General features: G+C 36.4%; 17 protein-coding genes and 2 pseudogenes. 18 read left to right on the plus strand and 1 reads right to left on the minus strand.

Annotated elements, in window-relative coordinates:
* Positions 1-6: 6 nt before the first annotated feature.
* The 18 genes and pseudogenes from galE to MKZ30_RS04540 all read left to right on the plus strand — a co-directional run bounded on the left by galE (position 7) and on the right by MKZ30_RS04540 (position 12,970).
* Entirely contained in the window at positions 7-996 is a 990-nt protein-coding gene (gene galE / locus MKZ30_RS04455; RefSeq protein WP_002361578.1) for a UDP-glucose 4-epimerase GalE, read from the plus strand.
* Positions 997-1,010: 14 nt separating this feature from the next.
* The gene (gene galT / locus MKZ30_RS04460) at positions 1,011-2,501 is read left to right on the plus strand and encodes a UDP-glucose--hexose-1-phosphate uridylyltransferase (protein ID WP_193363061.1); all 1,491 of its coding nucleotides are present in this window, start codon (positions 1,011-1,013) and stop codon (positions 2,499-2,501) included.
* Positions 2,502-2,507: 6 nt separating this feature from the next.
* Positions 2,508-3,512: a LacI family DNA-binding transcriptional regulator gene (locus tag MKZ30_RS04465; protein WP_010827282.1), complete on the plus strand. Its 1,005-nt coding sequence runs from the start codon at positions 2,508-2,510 to the stop codon at positions 3,510-3,512.
* Between the two features lie 9 nt (positions 3,513-3,521).
* Positions 3,522-3,747: pseudogene (locus MKZ30_RS04470) on the plus strand (AAA family ATPase); the annotation flags it as partial.
* Positions 3,748-3,907: 160 nt separating this feature from the next.
* Positions 3,908-4,225 (plus strand): annotated as a pseudogene (locus MKZ30_RS04475) (P-loop NTPase family protein); the annotation flags it as partial.
* A gap of 27 nt (positions 4,226-4,252) precedes the next feature.
* Complete coding sequence (locus tag MKZ30_RS04480; protein ID WP_002382077.1) at positions 4,253-4,561, plus strand: hypothetical protein; 309 nt, start codon at positions 4,253-4,255, stop codon at positions 4,559-4,561.
* Between the two features lie 62 nt (positions 4,562-4,623).
* A complete protein-coding gene (locus MKZ30_RS04485) occupies positions 4,624-5,130 on the plus strand; it encodes a GNAT family N-acetyltransferase (protein WP_033600810.1) in 507 nt (168 codons plus the stop codon).
* A gap of 48 nt (positions 5,131-5,178) precedes the next feature.
* Complete coding sequence (locus tag MKZ30_RS04490; protein ID WP_010822676.1) at positions 5,179-5,619, plus strand: GNAT family N-acetyltransferase; 441 nt, start codon at positions 5,179-5,181, stop codon at positions 5,617-5,619.
* Between the two features lie 191 nt (positions 5,620-5,810).
* Positions 5,811-6,965, plus strand: coding sequence for a multidrug efflux MFS transporter EmeA (emeA, locus tag MKZ30_RS04495; protein ID WP_002358140.1), 1,155 nt, complete (start codon positions 5,811-5,813; stop codon positions 6,963-6,965).
* Between the two features lie 764 nt (positions 6,966-7,729).
* Positions 7,730-9,052: a Y-family DNA polymerase gene (locus tag MKZ30_RS04500; protein ID WP_033600808.1), complete on the plus strand. Its 1,323-nt coding sequence runs from the start codon at positions 7,730-7,732 to the stop codon at positions 9,050-9,052.
* Positions 9,053-9,056: 4 nt separating this feature from the next.
* Positions 9,057-9,446, plus strand: coding sequence for a hypothetical protein (locus tag MKZ30_RS04505; protein WP_002382082.1), 390 nt, complete (start codon positions 9,057-9,059; stop codon positions 9,444-9,446).
* 71 nt (positions 9,447-9,517) lie between these two features.
* Positions 9,518-9,715: a hypothetical protein gene (locus MKZ30_RS04510; protein ID WP_002360617.1), complete on the plus strand. Its 198-nt coding sequence runs from the start codon at positions 9,518-9,520 to the stop codon at positions 9,713-9,715.
* A gap of 17 nt (positions 9,716-9,732) precedes the next feature.
* Positions 9,733-10,038: a hypothetical protein gene (locus tag MKZ30_RS04515; RefSeq protein WP_002375233.1), complete on the plus strand. Its 306-nt coding sequence runs from the start codon at positions 9,733-9,735 to the stop codon at positions 10,036-10,038.
* A 52-nt stretch (positions 10,039-10,090) separates the two neighbouring features.
* Positions 10,091-10,522 (plus strand): universal stress protein, encoded by a 432-nt coding sequence (locus MKZ30_RS04520; protein ID WP_010715095.1) that lies wholly within the window; start codon positions 10,091-10,093, stop codon positions 10,520-10,522.
* Positions 10,523-10,592: 70 nt separating this feature from the next.
* Positions 10,593-10,835, plus strand: a complete 243-nt coding sequence (locus MKZ30_RS04525) for a hypothetical protein (RefSeq protein WP_002358134.1) — start codon at positions 10,593-10,595, stop codon at positions 10,833-10,835.
* Between the two features lie 369 nt (positions 10,836-11,204).
* Positions 11,205-11,651, plus strand: coding sequence for a GNAT family N-acetyltransferase (locus MKZ30_RS04530; RefSeq protein WP_033600807.1), 447 nt, complete (start codon positions 11,205-11,207; stop codon positions 11,649-11,651).
* A 139-nt stretch (positions 11,652-11,790) separates the two neighbouring features.
* Positions 11,791-12,504, plus strand: a complete 714-nt coding sequence (locus MKZ30_RS04535) for a DsbA family oxidoreductase (RefSeq protein WP_033600804.1) — start codon at positions 11,791-11,793, stop codon at positions 12,502-12,504.
* Positions 12,505-12,574: 70 nt separating this feature from the next.
* Positions 12,575-12,970: a DUF805 domain-containing protein gene (locus MKZ30_RS04540; protein ID WP_002358131.1), complete on the plus strand. Its 396-nt coding sequence runs from the start codon at positions 12,575-12,577 to the stop codon at positions 12,968-12,970.
* A gap of 185 nt (positions 12,971-13,155) precedes the next feature.
* Here MKZ30_RS04540 and ebpR read toward each other — a convergent pair whose 3' ends face one another.
* Positions 13,156-14,577: a pilus transcriptional regulator EbpR gene (gene ebpR / locus MKZ30_RS04545; protein WP_002382000.1), complete on the minus strand. Its 1,422-nt coding sequence runs from the start codon at positions 14,575-14,577 to the stop codon at positions 13,156-13,158.
* Positions 14,578-14,721 lie beyond the last annotated feature (144 nt).

The raw sequence follows: 14,721 nt of genomic DNA on the forward strand, positions 1-14,721 counted from the left end.
CTTTAAATGTCTATTTTAGTATTAGGTGGCGCAGGCTACATTGGCTCACATGCCGTCGATCAATTAATTTCAAAAGGGTATGCCGTTGTGGTTGTTGATAATTTATTAACGGGACATCGTTCAGCAGTTCATGAACAAGCGACTTTCTATGAAGGCGATATTCGTGATAAAGCTTTTTTACGTAGTGTCTTTGAAAAGGAATCAATTGAAGGGGTGTTGCACTTTGCGGCCAATTCTTTAGTAGGAGAATCCGTGGAGAAACCGTTAATGTATTTCAATAACAATGTTCACGGCACGCAAATTGCCTTGGAAGTCATGCAAGAATTTGGAGTGAAACATATTGTTTTTTCTTCCACAGCGGCCACTTATGGCGAACCAAAAGCAATGCCTATTACAGAAGAAACCCCAACGAATCCTAAAAACCCGTATGGGGAAAGTAAATTAATGATGGAAAAAATCATGAAATGGTGCGACAACGCTTATGGAATGAAATATGTTGCTTTGCGTTATTTTAATGTTGCGGGAGCAAAAAAAGATGCCTCAATTGGTGAGGATCACACGCCAGAAACGCATATTGTGCCAATTATTTTACAAGTGGCATTAGGCCAACGAGCAGAGCTAAGTATTTTTGGGGATGATTATGATACCCCAGATGGCACGTGCATTCGAGATTATGTTTATATTGAAGACTTGATTGCAGCACATATTTTGGCTTTAGAATACTTGAAAAATGGCGGCGAAAGTGACGTCTTTAACCTGGGAAGCAACAACGGCTATTCTGTTAAAGAAATGTTAGATGCTGCTCGCGAAGTGACAGGCCAAGAAATTCCTGCGACAATCGCGCCACGCCGAGCAGGGGATCCTAGTACATTAATTGCTTCTAGTGAAAAAGCCAAACGAGTTTTAGGCTGGCAACCAGAAGTAACTGAGGTCAAGGACATTATCGCCACCGCTTGGCAATGGCATGTGAAACATCCTCAAGGCTATAATGAATAGGAGAACATCAGATGATGAAAGAAAGTAGTAAATGGATTGCTGCATTTGTAGAGATAATCATAGAAAATGGCGATTGGACGGAAACAGACCGCTATTATTTGACGAATCGGATTGCCAAACTAGTTGGCTGTGATTTTTTTGAACAACCAGAAGCAGTTGCTTGTGAACAAGAACCGTTGCATGTGGTGGAACAGCTTTTAAACATTGCACAAGCCAATCACCAAATCGATGACTCAATTACGGAAGCAGAACAACTAGAAGCGGAGTTAATGGATTTTATTACGCCGACCCCAACCATCATTAATCGAAAGTTTATGGATTATTATCAAGAGTCTCCACGAAAAGCAACGGATTATTTTTATCAGTTATGTAAAACAAATAACTACATTAAAACGAAAGCAATCGCCAAAAATATTATTTTCCCAATGGACTCACCCTATGGTAAACTAGAAATTACCATTAACTTATCGAAGCCAGAAAAGGATGCTCGAAAAATTTTGGCTGAAAAGAAAATGAGTCAAAAAAAATATCCAGCGTGTATGTTATGTATGGAGAATGAAGGCTATTATGGCCGTGTGAATTATCCAGCACGGACAAACCATCGGATTATCCGACTAAATTTAGAGGACGAAGCTTGGGGCTTTCAATATTCGCCATATGCTTACTATAATGAGCATGCGATTTTCTTGGACCAACAACATCGAGAAATGAAAATCGAGAAAAAAACGTTCCAGCGGCTCCTTAAAATTACGGAGTTATTCCCTGAATATTTTGTGGGCTCTAATGCAGATTTGCCAATTGTTGGTGGTTCTATTTTATCTCATGATCATTACCAAGCAGGACGTCATACATTTCCAATGGATTTAGCACCAATGGAAACAAGATTTTCTTTGAAAAAATATCCTGAGATAACTGCTGGTATTTTAAAATGGCCGATGTCTGTGATTCGTCTTCAAAGTGATCATCAAGAGGAACTAGTTGAGGCAGCCGAATTAATTTTGACCAAATGGCGCAATTATTCTGATGAACGTGTCTCAGTTCGGGCCTATTCAGAAGATGGTACACCGCATCATACGATTACGCCAATTGCTCGACGCAAAGGGTCATTATTTGAATTGGATTTAGTTTTACGAGATAATAATGTTTCGGAGGAATTTCCAGATGGCATTTTTCATCCACATCCAGAAGTACAACATATTAAGCAAGAAAATATTGGCTTAATTGAAGTAATGGGACTAGCTATTTTGCCACCAAGGCTGGCACAAGAATTAAGAGAAGTCGAAAAGTATTTATTAAAGCAACCCAATCAAATTGCTGAAAGTCATCGAGCTTGGGCGGATGAACTCAGTCAGCAAACCATCACTGAAGCCAATGTCAAAGAAGTGATCCAACAAGGAATTGGGACAATTTTTGTTCAAATTTTAACAGATGCCGGCGTCTTTAAACGTGACGAAGAAGGTCGTCGTGCTTTTGAACGATTTATTCAATGTATTGAAAATGATTAATTTGAGGTGAGGAACATCGTAACCATTAAAGATATAGCAGAGCAAGTCGGTGTTTCTTCAGCGACAGTTTCGAGAGTTTTGAACTATGATGAAACATTATCAGTTAGTGATGAAACGAAGAAGAAAATATTTGAAACAGCAGAAACGTTAAATTATAAAAAGCGAGCCAGAAAAAAACAAGCAGGCAAAAAGAAAATTCGGTTTGTCCAATGGTTCAGCGATCCAGAAGAACTGGATGATATTTACTATTTATCGATTCGTTTAGGTGTTGAAAAGCGGGCAGAGGAATTGGGTTTTCTTTTAGTCAAAGAATCTCTGACAAACCTTTCTCAAAAAAGATTTGATGGGACAATTGCCCTAGGAAAATTTGATGAAAAGCAAGTGGCGGCCTTAGCCGCCTTAGGCGCACCTCTTCTATTTGTAGACTTTGATGCAATGGCTTTTGACCAAAACTCCATTGTTGTTGATTTTACTGGAAGTGTTAAAACAATTGTGCAAGAATTTTTGGCGCAAGGGCATCAGAAAATTGGTATGCTTTCTGGGCAAGAATATACGAAAGAGTCCCGCGTGGCATTGGTTGATCCACGTTTTGTCGCTTTTAAAGAAACCTTAAAAGATCTGGACCTTTATCATCAAGAATGGGTTGTCGAAGCAGCTTTTTCTGTTGAAGAAGGCTATCAAGCGATGAAAGACTTTATTGAAAAAGCGGACACTCGTCCAACCGCTTTTTTCGCTGCAAGTGATACGTTGGCAATTGGTGCGATGCGGGCGTTACAAGAAGCAGCCATTCGTGTGCCAGAAGATATTTCTATCATTGGTTTTAATGATATTAGTGTCGCAAAATATGTTTCACCAACATTAACAACAGTTAAAGTTCATACTGAATGGATGGGTGAGCTAGCCGTTGAGACAATGAAAGAGTTATGCTTGAATACCCCACCAGTTCCTAGAAAAATTATTGTCGGAACGGAATTCATTCAGCGAGATTCAACGAAACATTCATCAAAATAACAGCAAAACTTGGAGAGTTTTTTCCAAGTTTTTTGCTCTTTTGTGCTGGTTTTCAACAATCAAGAAAATGGAGGGAAACAGATGCAACCAAAATTAATTATTTTACGTGGTAATTCTGGTAGTGGTAAAACAACGATAGCTAACGCGCTTCATCAGTGTCTTAAAGAACAATCGTTATTGATTTCTCAAGATGTGGTGCGCAGAGAAATGCTTCGTGTTAAAGATGAAACAGTCTTTTGGACGTAAGTCGAAACGACTTACCTTCTTAGACTTGAATCTTAAGATAAACGGCGGGAGAGGAGCAGCTTCTTCGGAAATAAGCTGAAATTCCTCGAAAGACGAAAAGCATCTTTCGGAAATTTCTTCTTATTTCTTGAAGCTAAAAACTCCTGTCCCGACCTCTGGCTTTTGGGTATCAAGAATGCCAGTATGTGATTGTTGAAGGGATTTTTCAAAAAGCCATTTATCATTCCTTTTTTCAGGAAATAATCCATCTCTTTGAAGGAAACGTTCAGGTTTATTATTTTGATATTTCTTTTGAAGAAACGTTGAAAAGACATAGCCAGAGAAACAAGAATCAAGAATTTGGTGTCGTGGAAATGAAACGTTGGTGGCTACCAGAAGATTATTTAGAGCTTGCGGGAGAACAGCGGTTATCTGAACAACTGTCTGAAAAGCAGATTATCAGGCAAATTTTAGCAGATATTCAGTAGTAAGTGCTGCGCTTTTTAGAGAAATGGATGTTGTGGTATGATAAAAAAGAAGGAGTGGTTTCAATGGATTACCAAGAACGATTAAAAAATTTACCACCTGAAGTCATGACAGCTTTTTCAGAATCATTTATTTTTTTAATCAGTAACGATAAAGTTCAACATTTTCCTGCACGAGACTTAACGCAAGCTGAAATGATTCAACGAGTGAAAGAGAAATTAGGTGAAGCGGTGACGTGGTCCTTATGGCAAGGGTTCGTTATTGCTGTTAATTCAGAAAAAACATGTGTTGCTGTTTTGCCCAAATATCATCAACTCGATGGTTTTGAAAATGAATAAGGGAGCGAAGAATTATTCGCTTCGTTGTATAAAATGAAAACGTTTTTTGGGAGGGAAGGCTGATGTCTGAGCTAGTGGTTATTAGAGAAATGCAAGAGAAAGATATCTTAGCGCTGGATACTCAATTTGTCCAACAAGGTTGGCCAAGTCGCCAAGAGATTTTAATGAACTATTTAGAAGAACAATTAGTCAGGCAACGAACGGTTTTTGTAGCGGAGAAAAAGGCAACGCTGTTAGGTTATGTTACGTTACTGCCATTAGCTAAGGAAGGACCTTTTAAAAATTTATATCCTGAAATAGCTGATTTCAATGTATTCTTGCCATTTCAAAAACAAGGAGTGGGGCGGTTATTATTAAATCGTGCAGAAAATGTTGCCAAAAGTTATGCAGATACTGTTTCTTTGGGAGTAGGCCTGCATCCTGGTTATGGTGCAGCGCAAAGATTATATATCAAACAAGGATATGTGCCAGATGGTTCAGGAGTCTGGTTTCAAAATAAGCAGCTGAAACCAAACGATCGGTGTGTTAATGATGATGAGTTAGTTCTTTATTTATCGAAAAAACTATAGAGTAGCAAAAGTAATACTCTATAAATATCATTTAGGAGGTTGTTACCCTTGATTAGAAAAATGAAGCCAACAGATGCAGCGGTGTTAACTATCATTAATAAAGAACAATTGGGCTATGAAGTTCCCGTTGACGTGACCTGTAAACAGATTGAGAAATTACTACTAGCCAGTGACAGAGAGTTTTTATATGTTTATGAAGAAACGAAGACAGGCAAGATTTTAGGCTATGTGCATGCGCAACTGTATGAAACAATTTATTCCCAAACGTTATTGAACGTTCTGGGGTTAGCAGTGGCAAAAGAAGCAGAAGGCCGTGGAATTGGCAAACAATTAATGACGAAACTAGAAACGGAAGCTAAAAAGTGTAACTTGTCTGCGATTCGCTTAAATTCAGGGGAACAGCGTACAGCAGCACATCAATTTTATGAACACATTGGCTATGTTTCTGATAAAAAACAAAAGCGATTCATTAAATACTTGGATACTTAAGTTATGTCTTTAAAAATAACAATTTCCTTTAAAAAAATAAGTAAAAACTAGTGAAATTTTCAGCGAGTTAGTGTAAAATGTATCTCAATGACTCAACGAGTGTTTTAGCCGAAACACTGTCAAAGAAAGTACATACAAAGAAACAGAAATAGCCATTTTTGATGGCTGTTTTTTTATGGAGGAGGCAAATTATGACGAAAAAAAATAGTATGATGTACTTAGCAATTTCTAACTTGTTTCTTGTTTTTCTAGGCGTAGGCCTAGTCATTCCCGTAATTCCCCAATTAAAAGAAGAAATGCATTTTTCTGGTACCACAATGGGAATGATGATTTCTATTTTTGCGATTGCCCAATTAATCACATCGCCAATCGCAGGTGTCCTTTCGGATAAAATTGGTCGGAAAAAAATGATTGCGACGGGCATGTTGGTTTTTTCAATTTCTGAGTTATTATTTGGTTTAGCCCAAGCGAAAAGCGGTTTTTATATTTCTCGTGGTTTAGGTGGGATTGCCGCCGCTTTATTAATGCCGTCAGTGACAGCTTTTGTGGCAGATATGACCACGATTTCTGAACGTCCGAAAGCGATGGGGCTTGTGTCAGCTGCAATTAGTGGTGGTTTTATTATCGGACCAGGAGTTGGTGGTTTTATTGCTTATTTAGGCATTCGCGCCCCGTTTTTTGCGGCCGCATTTTTAGCGTTTATTGGTTTTATTTTGACATTAACTGTTTTGAAGGAGCCAGAGAAACGAATTTTAGCCGCTGTTGAAGCGAAAAAAGGTTCATTTATGGATATTTTAAGAAATCCAATGTTTACCTCATTATTTGTGATTATCTTAATTTCCTCTTTTGGCCTGCAAGCGTTCGAATCTATTTATAGTATTATGGCGACTATTAATTTTGGCTTTACCACAAGTGAAATAGCAATCGTGATTACGGTTAGTGGTATTTTAGCGTTGATTTGTCAGTTGTTTTTCTTTGATGCAATCGTCCAAAAAATAGGTGAAATGGGTTTAATCCAATTAACCTTTTTTGCAAGTGCCATTTTTATTGCCGTGATTGCCTTTACAAAAAATAATTTAGTTGTTGTATTTTCAACGTTTATTGTCTTTTTAGCGTTTGACTTGTTTAGACCAGCAGTAACTACTTATTTATCCAAACATGCTGGAGATCAACAAGGAACCATCAACGGTCTAAATTCGACATTTACAAGTTTTGGTAATATTTTAGGACCAATGGCAGCAGGAGCTTTATTTGATATCAATCACTTTTTCCCTTATTATGTTTCAGCAGTAATTCTGTTAGGAACGGGCTTTTTATCGTTATTTTTAAATCGAAATAAGATGTAAAAAGTGATAATAGGGTGTTACGGCGTCAAAAAGTTAGATGAATATTCTAACTTTTGATGCCGTTATTTATTTTTTATAGGTAGAATATGCTATAAAAAAGTATGATATAGATATGTTATTATTAGTTTTGATAGCGGTTTCTAGAATTGTGTGTTATGCTTTTCCTGATTACTTTGATGTTAGAGCAATGCACACACAAACTTGGAAAGGCTAAGCTTAGTAATTTAATAGAAAGTAGGTCTGGTTATGAATCTCCTTAAATATATTAGTAGCTTTATTTGGATGCTTTGCTCTTTGGGGATTATATATGCTATTCTTCGAATGATAACTAGTGTGAGCAAGACGGATTTTTCAGGAAATGGAACAAAAATCTATCTTATTTTGATAGTACTGTACACACTAGGAACGATAGGATTAGGTATGCTAGTTTCTAAAAAATGGTTCTATTTTTTGATTATTTTTATTTCTCTATGTGTATTATCACCTATAATATTGATTTTGATATTAAACTACACCAATCTATTAAAATAATCATGTTTTACATAGTATTTATTCAAGTTTATCCTCTATGTATTAATCTGAATACACTATTATTTTATTTGAGAGTTCTTTTTCAATATATGTAAATTGTCTAACAACAGGGTTCTGTTTGTTGTTGGACTATTTTTTTGATCGCCAACCGTTCTTGAAAAAAACAAAAAAATAAACAGTGTTCGCTTGATTAATCGAACGTTTGTTCGTATAATGATTTTGCAAGTGAGGTGATGTTTGTGAAATTTGATTATGAAAAAGAACCTAGTCGCGATATTCTTTGTATTGATTGCAAAAGTTTTTACGCTAGTGTAGAATGCGCAGAACGTGGGTTAGATCCGTTGAAAACGATGTTAGTAGTGATGAGTAATGCCGAAAATGCGGGGGGATTAGTTTTATCAGCATCGCCAATGGCAAAAAAAGTTTTAGGTGTTTCAAATGTTACGCGTAAAAATCAAGTGCCCGCTCATCCTGATTTATATGTGGTTCCGCCACGAATGAATTTGTACATGAAAAAAAATCAAGAAATCAATAATTTATATAAAAAGTTTGTCGCAGATGAAGATCACTCTGTGTTTAGTGTAGATGAATCATTTCTTGATGTAACGGCTTCTTTAAGTTATTTTCATTGTGAAACCGCCTATAAGATGGCTCGGATTATCCAAAGAGTCGTTTATAATCATGTGGGTATTTATGTGACCGTTGGGATAGGGGACAATCCGTTACTGGCTAAATTGGCGTTGGACAATGGCGCCAAACATTCGCCAGATTTTATTGCAGAATGGCGGTATGATCGTGTACCAGATACTGTCTGGCAGTTGCCTTCTTTGACAGATTTTTGTGGGATTGGTCGCAGAATGGCTAAACGACTGAATCGCTTAGGAATTGATTCTGTATATGAGTTAGCGCAAGCGAATCCGCATCTTTTACAAGAAACATTTGGCGTGATGGGGCTTCAATTGTATGCTCATTCATGGGGGATTGATCGTACCTTTTTAGGGAAAAAAGCGGAACATAAAGCTGAAAAATCATTTGGAAATAGTCAGATTTTGCCGAGAGATTATGCGCGAAGAGATCAGATTGAACTAGTCTTAAAGGAACTGACAGAACAAGTGGCTGCTCGTTTAAGGAAAGCGCATTGTCAAACGGAATGTATCACAGTCTACGTTGGTTATTCCAAAGGACAAATTGACCGTGAAGGACGAACTGGTTGGCGAAAACAACAAACGATTCCTGCAACAAACAATACAAAAGTTTTGATTACCTATGTATTAGCCCTTTTTAGAGAACATTATCTAGCGGGAACCGATGTCCGGCAATTAGGGCTTTCATATGGAAAATTAGTTTGGAATGAATCTTTACAATTAGATTTATTTTCGGAACCAGAAGAGCAAATTAGTGAAATGGAGTTAAACTATCTGATTGATAAAATCCGACAAAAATTTGGCTTTCAAGCTTTAATCCACGCCTCTTCTTTGTTGGAAGGCGCGACGGCAATTCATCGTTCAGGATTAGTCGGTGGACATGCTGGAGGAAATGTCGGTTTAGGAGGATAACATCATGAAACGAACAAAAAAAGAATTTACACCTTATAATGAGTACCATGATCGGCCCTTTGAACTGAAATGGGCGACCGCTTTTGCATTGGGGGAGTTACAAGAAGGAATCGAAGCTTCTGACGAATATTCTAAGAGAGCGTTTGAACGCTTACCGCAACAGACAACAGAAGAAATTGAAGAATACTTAGAGCAGTCTTTAAAAAATAACCAGGTTTTAGAAATCCAATTGAATACATTGGATGATTATGGCCGTGTTCAACCGCCAATTGTTGGTGTTTTTGAAGGGATGAGTTCAATGGAGTATGCAAAAGTTGGAAATACACATATTTTATTTGAAGATATTCGTCATATTAAAAGTCATGAGTTTACCAAGTGGTCGAGCCTTGATTAAAAAACTATTGTTATACGTGCGTTTTGTGAAAACATATGAGATAATGTTCATAGGTAATAGAAATAAAAATTATGGAGGTGGCTAGGATGGGACATCATTTAAAAGGACACCATGGCAAAAAAACAAATGCAAATGGCGGCTTTTTAACAAAGTTATTGGCTGGTGGTGCCTTAGTGGGCGTAGGAAAAAAGTTATACGACAATCGTGAAAAAATTAAAGAGCTGTTAAGTGACGACAAAGAAAAAAGCAACGATACTGAAAACAAATAAAGGACTGGATTGACGGAATGGTAAAAGATGCAGCGTATATTATTGAAGAGATTACCACGATTTTAGAAGGAACCTATTTTGTGATAACCAAGAAAGCGAATAAGCGCCGCATGTGTTTACATGTTTCAGATACCGCGAAAGAATTTTTACGTTGTCGACGGGAGTATGAAACATTCTTAGAGCAACAGTTTGATTATGCCACAATGTTTTTAGAAACATGTACGGAAGATGTTTCTGTTGAAATTCAAACGGGACTACTTGAAGAAACAAATTATCAAGCATTAACCGTGGAAAAATTACAACAGATAGCCACTAAAATGTAACACAGCTGTTGTGTTAGTTTTGATTCTTAATTTGGTTAAGGAGGCGGATAAAATGTCAGTATATCAACATATTTTGGTTGCTCTTGATGGCTCAGATCAATCTGAAAAAGCTTTTCATGAAGCTGTCAGGATTGCCAAAGAGGAACAAGCCACTCTTTATTTAGCTACAATTATTAATGATGCTGAATTTACGACGAGTCCATTTTCTTTTGAAGAATTGTATGATTTAGAAAAACACAAGTCAGAAGAGATGCTCACTGAAAAGGCAAAACAAGCGAGTGAAATTGGTGTAAAAACAGTCAAAAAAATTGTTGAGCTTGGGAGCCCAAAACGTTATCTTGCCAACACGATTTCTGAAAATTATGCCATAGATTTAATTGTGATAGGTGCCACGGGAAGAGGTGCTATTCAACGAACCTTGATTGGTTCTACTACAGATTATGTGGTTAACCATGCTTTGTGCAATGTCTTAGTTGTTCGCTAATTGTGAGTAAATAATCAAGGGAACAATGTTTTATCGGGGCGTTTTTTTAAATTAAACGAGAGGTGAGTTTATGAAAACAAAAATCGGAAAAACAGTTATCTTGTCAGCGTTTTTATTCACAAGTTTCCTTTTACTGAGTGGTTGTACCTCGGCTGGCGAAGAGATGGAAAAAACAATTGATCGACAGAAAGAAAAAGTCGATAAAACGGTCGATAAGCAGAAACATAAAAATGAAAATTCTATGGAAAGTTACGACGAAAAAGTTGACCGTTCTTTAGATAGTCAAGAAGACAAAATCGATACTACTGAGTAACGGGAAAGCTTTCAACTATCGGCTAGTAAATAAATAATATACAAAAGGGAGGATCCACTGCAGTTATTTCTCACAGCGGATCCTCTCTTTTGTGGTTAAAAAGAAAAAGTTAACTGCTCCCCAACAGTTAACTTTTAATCATGTTGCACATAGTTAAAACACTCTATATATCATTTATATCATTTGAAACGGGTGGTGTAAAAAGAAATCTCTTGAAAAGAGTCTCCATTTATAGGGAAGATTTCCCATAAAAAAGAGAAACGTATAATCACAGAAAGTTAGAGAAAGCAAAGGGAAATAAGTATGTTAAAATAAGAAGCAAGAAAGAAGACAAGTATGCAGAAAATAACAACTAATTAGGTGAAAACAATGGAAATACATTTTGAAAAAGTAACAAGCAATAATCGTAAAGCAGTGGAAAACTTACAAGTTTTCGCTGAACAACAAACCTTCATTGAATCAATGGCAGAAAATCTAAAAGAATCAGACCAATTTCCAGAATGGGAATCGGCAGGTATTTATGACGGCAATAAATTAATCGGCTATGCCATGTATGGACATTGGCAAGATGGGCGCGTTTGGCTAGACCGCTTTTTAATTGATCAACGGTTCCAAGGACAAGGTTATGGGAAAGCAGCCTGTCGACTTTTAATGTTAATGCTAATAGAAAAATACCAAACAAACAAGCTATACTTGAGTGTTTATGATACGAACAGCTCAGCAATTCGGTTGTATCAACAACTTGGTTTTGTATTTAATGGTGAATTAGATACGAATGGTGAGCGGGTAATGGAATGGACGCATCAGAATAAGTAGATAGAACAGGTGAGACAAAAGCCACAGCGCATTTTGTTTCACCTTTTTCTTTTAATTGGCTTCATTTGTTTACTTTTAGTAAGTAAAATGGTAAATTTAGTTCAATCTGTTTTGAAAAAAGAGTTACTGGAGGGTAAGGATGAAAATAGAATTTTTCCATGATGTTATTTGTAGTTTTTGTTTTCCAATGTCTGACCGCATGCATGAGATTCAACAAGAATTTCCTGAAATTGAATTGATCCATCGGTCGTTTGCGTTGGGGTGGTCCACAAACGATTTTGAAACAATGTTTGGCTCACGAGCAGCAGTAAAAGAAGAAGTTTTGACGCATTGGGTGCATGCCAATCAAAACGATTCAAAGCATCGTTTTAATATTGAAGGGATGAGGAAGCAACGATTTGATTTTCCAACATCAAAGAATGCATTATTAGCAGTAAAAGCAGCTGGATACATTGGCAACCAAGACACTTATTGGTTACTGTTTGATAAGTTACAAGAAGGTTTATTTATGAGAAGTTTAAATATTGAAGAGCCAGAAGTAATTGAGGAGCTAGTAAAAGAGACAACGATTGATTTTGCTTTATGGAAAGAAGCTGTTGCTTCCGAGGCTGTTTGGACGGCGGTTCAAGAAGATTTTGCGCTAGCTTCTGCTTATGGTTTACAAGGAGTTCCCGCACTAATCATTAATCAAAAATATCTAATTAATGGTGCAGTACCGAAACAAAAAATCAGCCAAACTATTCAAAAAATTCTCGCAGAAGAAAAGCAACAGCAACCGTTAGTTTCATTGACTCCCTCTTCTGAAGAGTCAGCTTCGTGTGAGTTTAAGGAAGGCACATGGACGTGTCATTAAGCAGCATAAAATAACGTTATTCTTTGACAAAACGAAAGACTTCTGTAATAGTTAATGCGGGGGTGATAATATGTTTAACGCGTATAGAGAATACTGGAATAATATTACAACAATGAATGCGTCAGCAACACGAGCACAATATTGGTGGCCACAATTAATTAATTATTTGGTGTTAGGGATTTATTCAGCAATTACGGGCGTTTACAGATATATTGAAGTAACACCCAATGATGGAACAATCATTAAAGAATGGAATACGGTGACCATTATCTTTTTCTTGCTGACTGCTTTAATTTGGTTGGCAAACTTTACTGTTCGAGCAAGAAGATTGCATGATCGCGACCACAGTAACTGGTGGATTTTATTCTATTTACTTCCTTTTATCGGTACTTTAGTGATCTTCATTACATTAATTTTGCCAAGTAAAAGTCACACAAGATGGCCAGTAAATCAATCAGAAATTTAATTTGCTGGTTTCGTTTAGCTGATTATCTTAAGAGTGAAAATAGGACATAAGTCATTTCGACTTATGTCCTATTTTCTTTTTTATTTCAGAAAAATAAAAATATCTTCTGTATGATGGCACCTCACATTACGCGGTTCTTGATAAAAGGGCTATCTTTTTGGTAGATAGGGAAAACCATTAAGACTTTAAAAGTTTAATAAATCGAGCAATTCTCTTTTGTTAGAAAATAAGATAGCATCATTAATTAAAATACTTGGAACACTGGTTTCAATAATTGGTTGATTGGTAATAATCAAGTCAAATTCTTCGAGTCGATGGTCACCTAATTGTTCTTCCGTAATTGCTAACGTATTTGAACGAATCCGATGCAAAGCTAAAATATCGTGGACATAGTTTCCAATATATTGACTATGATTCAGGCCCATGTCGCTAATAATCAAAATCTTTTTTGAGTCGAAACTCTGGTTAATTTCTGGAAAAGTATTAAGCAACCAAAAAATATAAGAAGATGAATAGTTTAATAGATTTGTTTCTAAAAGAGCGGAAAAGAAATGCAATTCTGCTTTTAATCGTGCATATAAGTGAAGCTGAGTAAAATGAATTTGTCGAGTGAAAAAGGTGGCCCTTTGTGTCAATTCGGAGGTGTCAAAAGGCACTAATTGAGAAAACAAATAAAGACAGGTTAACAAGTGAACAGCGAAGTCGACGACTTCTTCTGTTAATTGTTCAATCTGTGAAAAAGCATTAAATTTTAAATTTTCACGTATTCTTTGACTGATGACTTCTTGGTCTTCGGAGTAGTATTGCTGAAAAGCGCCTCTTTGAAAATACCGGAGAACTTCCCGATAGGTTTCACGGCTGAGTCCAGTGAAATGACGACTGAGTAAAAGATAATCTTCCATTTTGATTGGACTCTTTTTATCTGTTTTTTTCTGGAAACGTTGTTGAAATCCTTGATGCTCTCTTAATAAATCAACAATAAAATACATAATAAAGAAATCGTGTTCATAACTGTTATCCATACTAATAATATTTAATTGGCATTGATTACGACGCATTAATTGTTTGATTTCCTGCTTATCTAATTGATAAGGCAATTCATAATGACCATAATACATTAAAAAGAAAAAGGTTGTAAAAATACGTAAAGGCAATTCTTCTGTTTGGCTAGTTAATTGATAGCCTTGATCAACGATAACGCGAAGAGAGTAAGTTTCCAAGACCTGATTACACTGCTTCAATTTTCGAGCAAAAGAAGAGCGACTAATATTGATGGTATCGCAATAATATTCGATGGTTTTGCCAGGATTTTGGATAAACTCATGGAGCAATTGGGTGGTCGTTGACGTTTTTGCCATATCCGTCAGCACGTTTAAATATAAGGACACATTAAAGTTTTCTAAACGATAGCCTAATTTATGCGATGTTTTAATGGTTAAACTTTCGCCCCAACGCTGTTTAATCTCCTCAATATAACGAATAAAAGTAGACTCAGAACTACCAATATATTTTGCAAGTTCTTTTTTAGTCATCCATTTATCAGAAATGGATAAGACACGAATGATTTCTTCCATTTTCCGATAATTTTTTTCTAAAAACCTAATCATATTGTTTCCTCCCAAGTCCTTTACTTTAATGAAACAATCATCGAAACAATAACGCAATTTCAGAAATGAAACCGCTTGGTATGAAAGCTGGTGTGATTTAATGAGCTCCTTCTCTGTATAATAATTATCAGATTAGAATAATGA

The sequence above is a fragment of the Enterococcus sp. LX10 genome (genome assembly GCF_023539285.1).
GTDB lineage: Bacteria > Bacillota > Bacilli > Lactobacillales > Enterococcaceae > Enterococcus > Enterococcus faecalis.

What these genes read in the sequence shown, in the direction of transcription:
- MKZ30_RS04505 (WP_002382082.1), top strand. Translation starts at nt 9,057, where the DNA reads ATGAAACGAACAAAAAAAGAATTTACACCTTATAATGAGTACCATGAT.
- MKZ30_RS04515 (WP_002375233.1), top strand. Translation starts at nt 9,733, where the DNA reads ATGGTAAAAGATGCAGCGTATATTATTGAAGAGATTACCACGATTTTA.
- MKZ30_RS04530 (WP_033600807.1), top strand. Translation starts at nt 11,205, where the DNA reads ATGGAAATACATTTTGAAAAAGTAACAAGCAATAATCGTAAAGCAGTG.
- MKZ30_RS04525 (WP_002358134.1), top strand. Translation starts at nt 10,593, where the DNA reads ATGAAAACAAAAATCGGAAAAACAGTTATCTTGTCAGCGTTTTTATTC.
- MKZ30_RS04535 (WP_033600804.1), top strand. Translation starts at nt 11,791, where the DNA reads ATGAAAATAGAATTTTTCCATGATGTTATTTGTAGTTTTTGTTTTCCA.
- MKZ30_RS04480 (WP_002382077.1), top strand. Translation starts at nt 4,253, where the DNA reads ATGTTGTGGTATGATAAAAAAGAAGGAGTGGTTTCAATGGATTACCAA.
- MKZ30_RS04485 (WP_033600810.1), top strand. Translation starts at nt 4,624, where the DNA reads ATGTCTGAGCTAGTGGTTATTAGAGAAATGCAAGAGAAAGATATCTTA.
- galT (WP_193363061.1), top strand. Translation starts at nt 1,011, where the DNA reads ATGAAAGAAAGTAGTAAATGGATTGCTGCATTTGTAGAGATAATCATA.
- MKZ30_RS04520 (WP_010715095.1), top strand. Translation starts at nt 10,091, where the DNA reads ATGTCAGTATATCAACATATTTTGGTTGCTCTTGATGGCTCAGATCAA.
- galE (WP_002361578.1), top strand. Translation starts at nt 7, where the DNA reads ATGTCTATTTTAGTATTAGGTGGCGCAGGCTACATTGGCTCACATGCC.
- MKZ30_RS04500 (WP_033600808.1), top strand. Translation starts at nt 7,730, where the DNA reads ATGTTTGTGAAATTTGATTATGAAAAAGAACCTAGTCGCGATATTCTT.
- MKZ30_RS04510 (WP_002360617.1), top strand. Translation starts at nt 9,518, where the DNA reads ATGGAGGTGGCTAGGATGGGACATCATTTAAAAGGACACCATGGCAAA.
- emeA (WP_002358140.1), top strand. Translation starts at nt 5,811, where the DNA reads ATGACGAAAAAAAATAGTATGATGTACTTAGCAATTTCTAACTTGTTT.
- ebpR (WP_002382000.1), bottom strand. Translation starts at nt 14,577, where the DNA reads ATGATTAGGTTTTTAGAAAAAAATTATCGGAAAATGGAAGAAATCATT.
- MKZ30_RS04540 (WP_002358131.1), top strand. Translation starts at nt 12,575, where the DNA reads ATGTTTAACGCGTATAGAGAATACTGGAATAATATTACAACAATGAAT.